At 64.3% G+C, this 12646-nt stretch carries 12 protein-coding genes; 4 read left to right on the forward strand and 8 right to left on the reverse strand.

What is annotated here, in order from left to right; translation table 11 throughout:
- Nucleotides 1-79 precede the first annotated feature (79 nt).
- Together Pla111_RS12490 and Pla111_RS12495 are read right to left on the reverse strand one after the other, a co-directional pair.
- On the reverse strand, nucleotides 80-1111 hold the full coding sequence (locus Pla111_RS12490; RefSeq protein WP_146574784.1) for a type II secretion system F family protein: 1032 nt from the start codon (nucleotides 1109-1111) through the stop codon (nucleotides 80-82).
- Nucleotides 1111-1410: a hypothetical protein gene (locus Pla111_RS12495; RefSeq protein ID WP_146574785.1), complete on the reverse strand. Its 300-nt coding sequence runs from the start codon at nucleotides 1408-1410 to the stop codon at nucleotides 1111-1113. Before Pla111_RS12495 ends, Pla111_RS12490 begins: the two co-directional genes overlap by 1 nt.
- Before the next feature lie 424 nt (nucleotides 1411-1834).
- Between Pla111_RS12495 and Pla111_RS12500 the strand changes: the two genes are divergently transcribed.
- Nucleotides 1835-2506, forward strand: a complete 672-nt coding sequence (locus tag Pla111_RS12500; RefSeq protein ID WP_231931002.1) for an HNH endonuclease — start codon at nucleotides 1835-1837, stop codon at nucleotides 2504-2506.
- 165 nt (nucleotides 2507-2671) lie between these two features.
- Here Pla111_RS12500 and Pla111_RS12505 read toward each other — a convergent pair whose 3' ends face one another.
- Nucleotides 2672-2956: a ferredoxin family protein gene (locus tag Pla111_RS12505; protein WP_146574787.1), complete on the reverse strand. Its 285-nt coding sequence runs from the start codon at nucleotides 2954-2956 to the stop codon at nucleotides 2672-2674.
- 598 nt (nucleotides 2957-3554) lie between these two features.
- Between Pla111_RS12505 and Pla111_RS12510 the strand changes: the two genes are divergently transcribed.
- Nucleotides 3555-4112, forward strand: coding sequence for an RNA polymerase sigma factor (locus Pla111_RS12510; RefSeq protein ID WP_146574788.1), 558 nt, complete (start codon nucleotides 3555-3557; stop codon nucleotides 4110-4112).
- A gap of 45 nt (nucleotides 4113-4157) precedes the next feature.
- Here the strand turns inward: Pla111_RS12510 and Pla111_RS12515 are convergent, their stop codons facing one another.
- The 3 genes from Pla111_RS12515 to Pla111_RS12525 form a co-directional block, all read right to left on the reverse strand.
- A complete protein-coding gene (locus Pla111_RS12515) occupies nucleotides 4158-5240 on the reverse strand; it encodes a hypothetical protein (protein WP_146574789.1) in 1083 nt (360 codons plus the stop codon).
- Nucleotides 5241-5272: 32 nt separating this feature from the next.
- Entirely contained in the window at nucleotides 5273-5794 is a 522-nt protein-coding gene (locus Pla111_RS12520; protein WP_146574790.1) for a hypothetical protein, read from the reverse strand.
- Nucleotides 5795-5927: 133 nt separating this feature from the next.
- Nucleotides 5928-6164: a hypothetical protein gene (locus Pla111_RS12525; RefSeq protein WP_197525003.1), complete on the reverse strand. Its 237-nt coding sequence runs from the start codon at nucleotides 6162-6164 to the stop codon at nucleotides 5928-5930.
- A gap of 428 nt (nucleotides 6165-6592) precedes the next feature.
- Here Pla111_RS12525 and Pla111_RS12530 point away from each other — a divergent pair, with 428 nt between their 5' ends.
- Complete coding sequence (locus Pla111_RS12530; RefSeq protein ID WP_146574791.1) at nucleotides 6593-8143, forward strand: 2-isopropylmalate synthase; 1551 nt, start codon at nucleotides 6593-6595, stop codon at nucleotides 8141-8143.
- Nucleotides 8144-8224: 81 nt separating this feature from the next.
- On the opposite strand, the gene Pla111_RS12535 is transcribed toward Pla111_RS12530, so the two are convergent.
- Nucleotides 8225-9070 carry an enoyl-ACP reductase FabI gene (locus Pla111_RS12535; protein ID WP_146574792.1) on the reverse strand — a complete coding sequence of 282 codons (846 nt, stop codon included), beginning with the start codon at nucleotides 9068-9070 and terminating at the stop codon, nucleotides 8225-8227.
- A gap of 186 nt (nucleotides 9071-9256) precedes the next feature.
- Between Pla111_RS12535 and Pla111_RS12540 the strand changes: the two genes are divergently transcribed.
- Nucleotides 9257-11161 (forward strand): sigma-54-dependent Fis family transcriptional regulator, encoded by a 1905-nt coding sequence (locus Pla111_RS12540; protein ID WP_146574793.1) that lies wholly within the window; start codon nucleotides 9257-9259, stop codon nucleotides 11159-11161.
- A gap of 55 nt (nucleotides 11162-11216) precedes the next feature.
- Here the strand turns inward: Pla111_RS12540 and bioA are convergent, their stop codons facing one another.
- Nucleotides 11217-12593, reverse strand: a complete 1377-nt coding sequence (gene bioA, locus Pla111_RS12545) for an adenosylmethionine--8-amino-7-oxononanoate transaminase (protein WP_146574794.1) — start codon at nucleotides 12591-12593, stop codon at nucleotides 11217-11219.
- Nucleotides 12594-12646 lie beyond the last annotated feature (53 nt).

Here is a 12646-nt window from a genome sequence, read left to right on the forward strand (position 1 = left end):
CACTCTCTTCTAATCGACCGATCAGCCGCACGCCACCCACGAAGCACGTGATCGCGGGGGTGAGCCGATGGCCCCCAACTCAGATCCCCTGGAGGGCGTCTTCGAGCACGCCCGTATAGAAGCCGAAGACGCGGAAAATGAGCGCTACGATGATCGCCACGATGGCCAGCCATACCAACCCCGCCAGCGCCATCGAGAGGGTCGAAATGGCCCGCTCGGCCTCTTCCTGATAGCGGGCGGTCAGCTTGCCGAGCGACTCGACCAAGCGCCCTCCTTCCTCGGCCACTACCAGCGTGTCGAGAAAGTCGCCCGGAAATTCGCCGGTGTGCGCCAGCGCGGTGCTGAGCGGCATGCCGCGGCCCAGATCGTTAGCGACCGGCTCAATGTGACGGCCGTACCGCTGGTTGCCGGCCGCCGCGAGCGACAACCGGGCGACGTGGCGCATGTCCAAATCCGTATCGAGCAGCATGGCGAGCGACCAAGCGATCCGCTCCAGCGCAAGCTTCTGCAAAGCCTCGCCGACAACCGGCAGCCGACTAGCACGGGCCAGGAGTGCCTCGATGGATCCCGGCTGCGAGCGCAGCCACCGCCACCCCAATCCGGCCATGGTAGTGAGCACGGCGATAGCGCCCAAAAAGATAAAGACGCCGCTCGTGCCGCTCAGGCCCAGGCCGAGCAGATCGATCCCGCGTCCGGTGCGGGGATCGCTGATCATGCCGCCGATGGCGATCAGCAACGCACACACACCGATCGCCGCAACGAGTTGCAGGAGGGGCCACGCGATCTTGCCACGAAACGTGCGCGCGGCACTGAGCTGGTGCTCGTAATGCCGTGCTAACCGCTTGAGCACGGCGGGCTGCCTGCCGGTCCGCTCGCCGACGCGCACAAGTTCGACCAGCATGCGCGGGAAGTAAGCCCCCTCGGCGGCCACCGCTTCTTCGAGCGGTTCCCCCGCGGCGACTGCCTTGGCGAGTCGCTCGCAAACGTCGCGGCGGCGTCCCGTAGCACGGTCCGCTTCGGAACGCAGCAACCGCCGGATATCGATCCCCGCGTCGAGACCTGTCGCCAACCGATCGCACAACGGCGCGAGTTCTGCTGGCGAGGCGTGCATCAGTTGTTGCTGAACCCTAGCTTCGCGCCCTTGAGCCGTGCGAGGGGATCGGCAAGCAGCCGTTCGCGGCAGGTCGGGCAGAGATCGTAGCGGAGCTGCTGGTAAAGCTCGTCGTCGAGCGAGACCGAGTCTTCCATTCGTTCGAGCATGTCTTCGATCGCTTCGAGGTGATCGACCTCAGGGTCGGTCGGCTCGGTGTCTTCATCGACTGCCGCGTAGACCTCGAGCCGCACGACGTAACGCGTCTCGTGCTCACGGTCGATCGGCTGGCCGCAAGCGTCGCACGAGAAATGAATCATGTTGAGAGCCCTGAAGAATCGTTCGCGTGGGGCGCCTCGCTCCCTTCGTTCCCATTGCATCGTAAAGAGAACGCTCCCCCGATCGCAAGTCGAGAGTGCCCGTGTTTCTGGACACGGCAGACTCCCCCCTGCCGGTTATTGCACGCTTGTTGCAAGGGAGCCCCCACTTCTCGAGGCCCGCTGGCCTTCCACAATCAAAAAATCGTGCCAGATGAAGACTTCGTCAAGACGGGCGTTTCAGCCCCGCCCGCGGGTGGCTCGGCCGAGCGGGCGAGGGTAAAGTGAAGCTATCGGGATCACGCCGTACCGCCAGCTATCGTTTCTCAGATGGCGTGCGGACTGAACCCGTTCCCTGCGCGGCCTGTCGGGTAAACGCCCGGCCAGACGTGCAGCGCTAAAAAGTGTGCGACGTGCGGCGGAGGAGTTGACTTCACCCCGAGACGACAGCATGACCATGAGCAGCGGCCCGGCGACGCTCAACGCGAGCGTTTTGATTCTGAATCGGCAGTACATGGCGATCCACGTGGTCGACGTGAAGCGCGCCTTTTGCCTGTTGCTGCGCGAGCTAGCCGAGGTCATCCACATCGAGGATGGCCAGTACGGCAACTATGACTTTCACTCGTGGCGTGAAGTCAGCGCGATCCAGAACGAGCTGGGCATCGACACCGACGACCCGCATGCCGAGTGGATCAACAGCGTCAATTTCCGGATTCGCGCTCCGCGGATTCTGCGGCTGCTGAATTTCGACCGCTTACCACGCCAGCGCGTGCGGCTGAACCGGCGCAACCTGTTCGCCCGCGACGGCAGCCGATGCCAGTACTGCGGAGAAAGCTTTCCAACCAGCGAGCTGAGCATCGACCATGTCACGCCGGTCTGCCACGGCGGGCAAACCACGTGGGAAAATGTGGTGTGCGCGTGCGTGCGGTGCAATGTCCGCAAAGGGGGAAGAACCCCCGATCAAGCCGGCATGAAGCTATTCAAAAAGCCGGTTCGCCCTAAGCGCAGCCCGATGCTGGCGATCAAGCTCGGCCAACCGAAGTACGCCAGCTGGAAAACCTTTATTGACGAAGCCTACTGGTCAATCGACCTGAAGTGAGCTGCGGTCGGGGCACCGGACGGCAAAAACAATAAAGGGCCGGGGTTAGCTAACGCTGACCCCGGCCCTTTATTTGATGCGCAGGCGACTTCGACACCGCTCGGCGACTGCCCCGGGTCTCTCAGCGGTCTGAAGAGAACCGTCGGGACGCTCGAAGCCGGGGGGTCAGTTATCGCTGTCGGCAAGCGGCTCTTTCTTCTCAGTGATGACCTCGCTTTGCGGTGCCATCTCGGCGTTGAGGGCAATAAAGTCCTTCCACTCCTCAGGAACGTTGTCCTCGTGGTAGATCGCCTCAACGGGACACTCGGGCACACAAGCCTCACAATCGATGCACTCATCCGGATGGATGTAGAGCATCTTTTCCCCCTCGTAGAAGCATTCTACGGGGCAAACGACCACACAATCGGTGTACTTGCAGTCAAAGCAAGGCTGGGTAACCACGTGAGGCATTGGGGCCTATCTCCTGGCAGGGGGTCGAGGCGTCCGGGGTCGGTCCCCCCTGCAACGCCGATGATTGATACCATTGTTTGATACGCAGACCGTCGTCGGGGTCAATCCGGGGCCATTTCGATTCCCAGCGGGGCCTTGCGGCTTATTGCGACTGGGTTTCGATTAGGGGCAGACAAACCGTTTCATGACAACTACTTACGCACCATATCGACTCTTCAGGCAATGGCAAGCCAGGGGACTTGAGGACGGCGAGCAAAAGTGTGTCCCCCGCGCGGGCAGATGTCCGATGAGTTTTGTTGCTACGCTAGCGAACCCTGCTTACGATTGAGGTAGAGAAACCGGGGCGGCGGAGCCGCGGGGACTCGTGCCGGCTGCCAGCCCCACGCCAATTCTGACAAATTGGTGGGGGGCAAACTCTGCTTAGCTGATTCGGGGCTTAGCAGAGTCGGGCCGGTTGCGATGGACCGCCGGAGGAACACGGCGGCCCAGCTTAAGAAGGGGCGCTCAGAACCGCAGGAATCAGCACGATCGGCCACCTCAGCACTTTGCGTTGGGCGAGGCCCGAGCCGGTCGTACGACCTACTACTAGGCGCTCTCGGTGGTGTTGATCCCGATCGATCGCGAATTGCTCAACAAGTGCCTTGCGCATGATGAAGACGCATGGAGTGCCTTCATCGACCGTTTTGCCGGTTTGGTTACCCGAGTGGTCAGCAGCACCGCCGACCGTCGCTCGATCAGCCTGAGCGCAACCGACCGCGAGGATCTCGTTTCGGAGGTCTTTGTTGAGTTGCTCACCGGAGAAATGGCTCCGCTGCGCAAATTCCAGGGCAAGAGCTCGCTGGCCACTTATCTGGCGGTTATCGCACGCCGTGTGGTCGTGCGTCGCCTGCTGGTACGTGCGGGGATCACTCCGATTGCGCCGATGACCCACGATCTGCCCAGCAACACCCCGACCGTCGAAGATCGGATCGCCAATCAGCAACAAGTGGAGCACATGCTCCAGGGGCTGGTCCCTGCTGAGGCCCAAGTGGTACGGCTCTATCACCTGGAAGGGAAGAGTTACCGCGAGATAAGTCGGGTCGTCGGTATGCCTGAGAACACGATCGGCCCCCTCTTGAGCCGGGCTCGCACACGGCTACGGGCACAGCCGCACTGATCACGAGCAACTTTTCAGCGCCAACGTTCGCCTGTTTGTAACCGTTCAACGCACTGACGGTAGAGCAATGCCGCCCGCCGGAAGACCGGCCCGAGTCGGCTGCTGGGCAATCGCTGCAGCAGCAGCCCTACTGTCGTTCGCGGCGGGGCTCCACGCGGCAGCCGAGGTCACCTCGCGGCGCATCTCGTCGGCGAAGGGGGTCGCAACCCCGGCAGCGGCGCGAACGGGCTGCGTTGCAGGATCGACAGCGCTCACCTGAAAGGCTCCCCGCGTCAGGTCAACGATTGGTGCCCCCGCGATGGTCGGCATGCTCCACAGCTGATCCCCGCCCGCGATCGGGGCGTTCAGAACGAGCCGTCCCGTCTCAATCTGGAGCGACATCTGGGTCCGGGGCATTCTCAGCGTCACACGCCGCGGTAGCGATGCCCCCGTGGCCGGGTCGTACTCGAATCGTTCACAACTGACGCTCGCAATGAGCGTCTCACGGCTGTCGTAAATCTGCTGTTCGATCGGCCAGGCAGTGGTCCGTTCGACGACCAGCACACGCCGGCGCGGACCGCTCAGCGTGTTTTCGGCAATCTGTACCTCGACCTGATCAGCACCGCGTTGGAAGGGGCCCTGAACCACGGCATTCGCATCGATCGTGATCAGGCCCAGCGCATCAATCAACAGCGTCGGATCGAGACTGGCCGAGTTACCGGTCGCGGCAAGATCGGAATAAGAGGCCGTGTAGAGCCCCGGCGGATCGTTCCTGCGGGCCCAAAACCAGAAGCGCTGTTCGTTGCCACCCGCATCGACCTCAGGCCCCGTCAAACGGGTCGTTGCGCGCAGGCGGAAGCGCTTCGGCCGTTCGACCGCGATCTTGCCGCTCAAGAGGGGCAGTCCCGGCAAACCGGGGGAGGAGAACGAAGCCTGATCCGCCTGATAGGTGCTGATCCGCGCCGTATTAGCGTTAACCGCCGCGACAATCTGCGCGGCCGTGGAGGTGGGGGTCAGCACGGCCGGTGCCGGCGGCCCGCCCAGCGACAACGGCGATCGCATCCGCGGCGCGCAACTGGCCCCCATGGTCGCTACGCACAACGCCGCCAGGACGATCGCGCGACACACCGAGCCAGACCAGACAAGCATCGGTTGGCCACGGGTTGGACGGGGCACGGCAGTCATGCGGGCTTGGCTCCGGTGCCGTAGACGATCGCCATCAGTTGTTCCTTGACATCATCCCGACGCTCGGCTGAGGGGGCACGCGCATCAATTCGATAGCGCACTCCGCCCGGCCCGGTGAGGCTCAGCGCTGCGGTCGGTTCCGCGGTGTCCTCGTCGTCTGGCTGAAAGAGTTGCAGGCCATCGCCCATGCGCAACACGCGACGGCGCAGCAGCAGCAACGCGAGCAGGTAGCGCAGCTCGTGACGGTGCGGTTCGTTCTCCCACTGATGAAGGAGCCGCAGCAAGACCTCGTTCGGGGCGGGCTGTCCCGTGCCGGCCGTTAGCGGAACGGTCGCACGCCACCAGCCCAGCGCGTTCGCGGGCGGGCTACTCCACGAATCGCTCGCCACGTCGCGACGCACGACGTCGCCAGCTTCTTCGACAATTACCGAATAGTAAGCTTCCCCCGGAGCCAGGGCCCGGTCAGAGACCGCACACCGGCGGGTGAAGCGACGAATCGGAAAGTCAATCGCGGGCATGGGCTCGCGCGGTCGGGGCGCAGGGGGACCAACAGAACAAAGCCCCGCGGCGTCAGCACGAGCCGAGTGGGCGCGCGAAGACTAGAGTAGGCCGCCGCCAGCGGCAAGACACATCGCCACTCGGCCAGCCCGCTTAGCTAGCAGTGTAAAACCGGCCGCTCTGGCCCCCCGGACCGATCCCCACGGTGAGCGAAGCTAAGCAGCGGGGGCAGCGGCCAACGTAAGCGTCTCCGTTCTTGTTGCGATAGATCCGCGTATAGACCCCGCAGCACTCAAACGTGACCCCCAGAAAGTTGGCGGGGGAGGCCGTCGACCTCGGCGCACGCGGGGGCTCGCTGGTCAGATCCAGGCTCGCGGGCGGCTGGTCCATGACAAGAGATCAGAACGAGAGGGCAAGGAGGGGGACGCTAATCATCAGCCCCGGTAGCGACCGGTGCGTCTGAAGCATCGACGGCAACAGGGGTAAAACTTCTTGCTCCGGCAGGCAAGCCGGACGATCCGCAGGGGGCGAGCCGTAAGATTCTTCCTGATCGCTGCGTTCCTCACGAGGCCAATCTTGGGGCCCCCCGGCTCGCGAACCTTGACGGGACCGGCCCGGTCCGATCATCATCATGACTGTGACGAAGAACCTGCTCCTGCTGCCGCTCCTACTACTAGGCCCCCCGGGGTTCTAGGGACGGCTCTTCGCGCATTAGCAGTGCCAGCCAAACCCTGGGGCCCCGCGGGCTCCAGGGTTTTTTCGTATCCTGGTCTCTGCTGCGGCTCTTCTCCTCAGCCTTTTTCCTCACGCCACGACCAATGTCTCAACCGCGCCCGATCACGATCTTTGACACCACGCTCCGCGACGGCGAGCAATCCCCCGGTGCCAGCATGAACCTGGCCGAGAAGCTCGAAATGGCCGCGGCGCTGGCCGACCTGCGCGTCGATGTGATCGAGGCGGGCTTCCCGATCGCCTCGCCGGGAGACTTTGAGTCCGTCCGGGCGATCGCGGACGCGGTGCGGGGTGTTCAGGTATGCGGCTTGGCCCGCTGCAACGACGCGGACATCGATCGGGCCGCCGACGCCCTCACCGAGGCCGAGGCCCCCCGCATCCACGTCTTTTTGGCCACAAGCGCAATCCACCGCGAGTTCAAACTCAAGATGGACAAAGAGGAGATCATCCAACGGGCCATCGCGGGGGTCCAGCGCGCGCGCAACCGGTGCGACAACATCGAGTTTTCGCCCGAAGACGCCGCCCGCACCGAGCCCGACTTCCTGTGCCAAGTTGTCGAGGCCGCCATCGCCGCGGGGGCCACCACGGTCAACATCCCCGATACGGTTGGCTACGCCACGCCCACGCACATGGGCCGCGTCATCAAGACCCTCGTGGATCGCGTCCCGAACATCGATAGGGCCGTCATCAGCGTCCACTGTCACGACGATCTGGGAATGGCGGTCGCCAACTCGCTTGCCGGCGTCGAGAACGGGGCCGGACAGATCGAGTGCACCATCAACGGCATCGGCGAGCGCGCCGGCAACTGCTCGCTGGAGGAGGTCGTCATGGCCCTCCGCACGCGCAACGATTACTACCAGGCCACCACCCGCATCGACGCCACCCGGCTGGTACCCACGAGTCGCTTGCTGTCGAGCATCACGGGCATGGAGGTGCAGCGCAACAAGGCGATCGTCGGTCGCAACGCGTTCGCCCACGAGTCGGGCATCCACCAGGACGGCATGCTCAAGGAGCCCACGACTTATGAGATCATGCGTCCCGAAGACGTTGGCTTCACCAAGACCGACCTGGTGCTCGGCAAGCACAGCGGGCGGGCCGCCCTGGCCGATCGCCTCAAAGCTTTGGGCCATCCGGTTGAGGGAGAAACCCTGAATGTCGTCTTTGCGGCCTTCAAGAAACTGGCCGACAAGAAAAAAGAGATCTACGACGCCGATCTCGTCGCGTTGGTCGAAAAGCGGGCGGGCGTGGCGGCGGGCGTCTGGTCGCTCGTGTCCTACGAGGTGAAGACCCACACGAACGATGTCCCCTCAGCGACCGTTACCCTGGCGCAGGGAGACCGGCAGGTCACGGAGACGTTCTTCGGCGGCGACGGCCCGCTGGACGCCCTCTTCAATGCCGTGCAAAAGATCACCGGTGCCGAAGTCGCGGTGCGTGACTACCGCGTCCACAGCGTCACCCGCGGAGCCGATGCCCAGGGCGAGGCAACGATCGAGGGGGTCGCCGAGGGCCGCCTGTATCGCGGCCACGGGGTCTCTACCGATACGGTGGAAGCCAGCACCCTGGCGTTTCTCGACGCGATGAATCGGGCACTGGCCGGCGGCGGCCCCCCCGCCGACCTCCGCCGCAACGCGGTGTGAAGCAGAGTTAGGCACCGAATTCAGGCGCCCAATTCAGGCACCGCAGCAGGCACAAAACCACGGCAAGCCGCTTCAGGGCCCCTACGCTCCCGCCTGGATCCCCTGCAGGAGCCGACCGGGCGAACCCATCGCGTTGTAGCCGCCGTCCAAGTGGAGGATCTCGCCTGACACGCCGCTCGACATGTCGCTGAGCAAATAAGCGCCGCTCTTGCCAACCTCGTCGTGCGTGATGTTGCGGCCCAGGGGGGCCATCGCCTCGTAGAGGCCGAGCATGGCATCGACGCCGGCACCACGACCGGAGATCGTCTGCAACGGCCCTGCCGAGAGCGCGTTGACCCGCACGCCCTGGGGCCCCAGTTCGTAGGCCAGATACTTCACCGTGGCGTCCAGCGCTGCTTTGCACACGCCCATGACGTTGTAGCCCGGTACGGCCTTCTCGCCGCCGTAGTACGTGAGCGTCAAGATGCTGGCGTCGGGCTTCAGCAGCGGCTTGGCAGCGCTGGAGAGCGCCATCAGGCTGTGAACGCTGATCGCCATGGCGTGCTTGAAGCCTTCGCGGCTGCAATCGACCGTGTCTTTCTTGAGATCCTCGGGCGGAGCGAAGGCGATCGAGTGCAGCAGGAAGTCGATTCCGCCGGCGCTGGCGGGGCTGCCGAACTCGGCCTCGCAGCGGGCCATCACCGCCGCGACATGGTCGTCGTTGGTGACGTCCATCGGCTCAAGAAACTTGCAGCGGGGATTGTCCTCCACTAGCTTCACGACCCGGCCGCGGTTTTTCTTCCGCTCGTCGTCAGGCTTGTCGGGCATGTGGGTGAAGCCACACTCGCCCCCCTCCTGCATAACACGTTCGGCGATCGCCCAGGCGATCGATTGCTTGTTGAAGACGCCGGTGATAAGGCCGCGTTTGCCTTCGAACAGGCCAGCCATAGCGAGATCTCTTGCTAGGGGAGCAGGGGGGAAGCCGGAGCACAATCTCGCGATCCTAGCAGTCAGCCCGTGCCTCCGGAACGGGGCGACAGCCCTCCTTGCCGGCGGTGACGAAGGGGGGCCTTATCGGTGGCCCCCGCCTTACGCCGGTTGCATTGGTGATCTCAGCGGCTAGGATCGGCGGTCATGATGACCGCCGATACCGCCATCAATTTGTCTCATCAGCTGTTCCGGTCTCTGGCAGACGCTGGCTCACCTGTCGAAGCCGATCGCCGGCTGCTGGGCGTTCTGGCCGAGTGCGTCGGAGCACGACAAGCGGCGTTGTGGCGTCCGACACTGCCCGATTGGTCGCTGATTGCGGCACATCCACGACCGACTCCCGCGGTGCCCGAGGCCGTCGCCGAAGCGCTCGACTTGGGCGGGTCGGCCCACCTGGCCGGCTGGTCGGCGACCCCCCTCAGCGTCACCACCGGAGCGATGCAGCCCGACGTGCTCGCGATCGAGGCCAAGCTCGACGCGGCAACCCTGACCGAGATGGCATCGCTCTTCGAGGCGGCACGCTCCGCTGCCCGGCAGCTCCAGCGCGGCGAACGCCTTGATGAGCTGCTGGGGATGTCTATCGCCTGGAGCGCTTCGAGCGATACGGTCGCGTTGCTCGAAGCGATGGCTGAATCCGCGACGCGGCTGTTCGCCGCCGATCGGGCGACGATCTTCTTATGGGACAAACGAGCCGCAAAGCTTGTCGGTCGGCCCGCGCTGGGGCTCCCCGGCAATCAGCTCGTGATCCCCGAGGACGCGGGCGTTGTCGGCAAGGTCGTGCAGACGGGCACGCCACGCCGAGTCGGGCCGCGGGACGGGGGCGCGCAGGTTGATCGTTCTACCGACACGCAAACCGGTTATCGCACGAAGTCGCTGCTGTGCGTTCCGCTCGACGCCCCGTCGGGTGAACGGCTAGGAGCCTTCGAGCTGATCAACAAGAAGGGCCCCACCGGTGAGTTTAACGACGACGACGAGGCGGGGCTGGCCGAGTTCGCCTATCTCGCGGCAGCAGCCGTCGCGAGCGCTCAACAGCTAGAGGATCTGCTCGACCAGCGCGATACGCTTATCGATCAGGCCGCGAGTGGCGCGCGGATGCTGGGCGAATCGCCCGCCATCGCCGCCCTTCGTAAGACGATTGATCGGGTAGCTGAATCCGACCTGTCGGTGCTCGTGCTCGGTGAAAACGGCACCGGGAAAGAGGTGGTCGCCCAATCGCTGCACTTCCGCAGCCCCCGTCGTGCCGCGCCGCTGCTGGCCGTCAACTGTGCGGCGATCGCCGAGTCGCTGCTGGAAAGCGAGCTGTTCGGCCACGAGGCCGGCGCGTTTACCGATGCCCGCGAGTCACGCGCTGGCAAGTTCGAGCTGGCCGATGGCGGAACGCTGCTGCTCGACGAGATCGGGGACATGAGCCTTGCCGGGCAGGCCAAGCTGCTGCGTGTGCTGGAGGACAAGACCGTGGTCCGGGTCGGCGGTGCCGAGGAGCGGCGCGTTGATGTCCGGGTCGTGGCCGCCACCAATCGCGACCTGTCGCAGCGGGTGCGTGAGAAGTCTTTTCGCGAGGACCTGTTTTATCGACTCTGCGTCGTAACGCTCGAACTGCCTCCGCTGCGCGATCGCGGCGAAGACGTGCTGCTGCTGGCGGAGCACTTTCTCCGCTCGTTCGGACAGTCACGGGGCCGCAAGCCGCCCAAGCTTTCGGCGGGGGCCAAGAAGCGGCTGCTGACCCACAACTGGCCCGGCAACGTGCGCGAGCTGCGGAACCTAATGGAACGCGTCGCGTACTTGACCGACGGTCCAACGATCGGACCGGAAGACTTGTCGATTATCTCACGATCGGCGGGGACCGGAGAGAACGGTGCCACAGAGCTGTTTGAGGGCACACTAACCGACGCTACCAATGCGTTTCAGCGGGCTTACATCGACCACTGCGTTGATCGCTCACGGGGCAACGTCGCCTCCGCCGCTCGGCAGTTGGGGCTTCACCGCTCGAACTTGTATCGCAAGATGAGGCATCTCGGGCTGGAGGAGGGTAGCTCCGGCACCGAGGACTAACGCGGCCATCGCTCGTTTGTCATTGATTGCTAGCGATGCGTTGCGCAAACGGTTCTCAGCCGGCGGACGCGAACTCAAGACCAGCCGCGATCACGTCAAAGAGCCGGTCGATCTGGTCGGCTGAGATGGTCAGTGGCGGTGTGACATAAATTAGGTCGGGCTTCGCACGCAGCCATACGCCTTGCTCCAGCGCGTAACGGGCCAGCCGCCGCCCCGGAGCTTGGTCGGCGTTCTCCGTCTTTCCTGTGGAGCCATCGGTGCCCACAGAAGCGCTAGCGCCCAAAGAAAAAGCGCCGATCATTCCGCGCTGGCGAATGTGGGTGACCAGCGGATGGTCAGCCAGAGCGCTGAGCCGCTGAGCGATCTGCTCGATCTTTGCCGGCAAAGCGGCCAGGACATGGGCTTCGAACTCTTCGAGAGTCGCTAGGGCGGCGGCAGACGCCAGCGCGTTGCCGCTGTAAGTGTGACCGTGCCAGAAGGTGCGGTCCTCAGCGGGCGTGCGATTAAGAAACGCCTGGAAGATACGCGGCGTGGTGATGGTCGCGGCCAGGGGCAAGTAGCCTGCGGTGAGGTGCTTTCCCAGGCACAAGAAGTCGGGCGTTACGCCTTCGTGATCACAAGCAAAAAGGCGACCCGTGCGGCCCAGGCCAACCGCAATCTCATCGGCAATGAGCAGCACGTTGTACTTGTCGCACAGCCGGCGCACGCCACGCAGGAATCCCGGCGGGTGCATCAGCATGCCGGCGGCCATTTGCACGAGCGGCTCGATAATGACCGCAACGATCTGGGAAGCTTGCTCCTCTAGAACCCTTTCCACACGCTGGAGCGCCGCATCGACACAGCGCTGGGCGTCACTCGGCTCGGAACCAACCTGCCGGCTATCCGGCGGCTCGACGCGGACGACTTCGCACAGCAGGGGAGCATACAGGTCGTTGAAGCGACCGATCCCACCCACGGCCGTCGCGCCGATCGTGTCTCCGTGGTAGGCTTGGCCGAACGAGAGGTATTTGACTCGCTCAGGCTGGGGCGTGTCAGACTGGCACCAGTACTGCAAGGCCTGCTTCATCGCGACCTCGACGGCCGAGGAACCATCGCTCGAAAAGAAGACGTGGCTCAGTTCGCCGGGTGCCAAGTCGGCGAGCCGTTTAGCGAGCCGCACCGTCACTTCCGCCCCCATCCCTAAGCTGGTGCAGTGCGCCAGACGACCGAGCTGAGCCGAGATCGCGGCGTTCAGACGGGGATGGTTGTGGCCCAGCGCAGCGCACCACATGCTGCTAGCCGCATCGAGGTAGGCGTTGCCCCGGATATCGTACAGGGTGCACCCCTCGCCACGCTCGATGATGAGCGGCTCGTAATCGGCCATCGGGGTGAACGAATGCCAGTAATGGCTTCGATCCCACTCACGGAGCGTAGCGATTGAGGGACGCGTCATCGGTCGGCAGCTTGCGGGCAATAACGGGGGACCTTGCTGCCACCAACCTGTGC

It is taken from the genome of Botrimarina hoheduenensis, from assembly GCF_007859815.1.
Lineage (GTDB): Bacteria > Planctomycetota > Planctomycetia > Pirellulales > Lacipirellulaceae > Botrimarina > Botrimarina hoheduenensis.

Excerpts from the sequence above, each read along its gene's own strand:
- Pla111_RS12490 (WP_146574784.1), bottom strand. The coding sequence starts at position 1,111 with ATGCACGCCTCGCCAGCAGAACTCGCGCCGTTGTGCGATCGGTTGGCG.
- Pla111_RS12495 (WP_146574785.1), bottom strand. The coding sequence starts at position 1,410 with ATGATTCATTTCTCGTGCGACGCTTGCGGCCAGCCGATCGACCGTGAG.
- Pla111_RS12505 (WP_146574787.1), bottom strand. The coding sequence starts at position 2,956 with ATGCCTCACGTGGTTACCCAGCCTTGCTTTGACTGCAAGTACACCGAT.
- Pla111_RS12515 (WP_146574789.1), bottom strand. The coding sequence starts at position 5,240 with ATGCTTGTCTGGTCTGGCTCGGTGTGTCGCGCGATCGTCCTGGCGGCG.
- Pla111_RS12520 (WP_146574790.1), bottom strand. The coding sequence starts at position 5,794 with ATGCCCGCGATTGACTTTCCGATTCGTCGCTTCACCCGCCGGTGTGCG.
- Pla111_RS12525 (WP_197525003.1), bottom strand. The coding sequence starts at position 6,164 with ATGGACCAGCCGCCCGCGAGCCTGGATCTGACCAGCGAGCCCCCGCGT.
- Pla111_RS12530 (WP_146574791.1), top strand. The coding sequence starts at position 6,593 with ATGTCTCAACCGCGCCCGATCACGATCTTTGACACCACGCTCCGCGAC.
- Pla111_RS12535 (WP_146574792.1), bottom strand. The coding sequence starts at position 9,070 with ATGGCTGGCCTGTTCGAAGGCAAACGCGGCCTTATCACCGGCGTCTTC.
- Pla111_RS12540 (WP_146574793.1), top strand. The coding sequence starts at position 9,257 with ATGATGACCGCCGATACCGCCATCAATTTGTCTCATCAGCTGTTCCGG.
- bioA (WP_146574794.1), bottom strand. The coding sequence starts at position 12,593 with ATGACGCGTCCCTCAATCGCTACGCTCCGTGAGTGGGATCGAAGCCAT.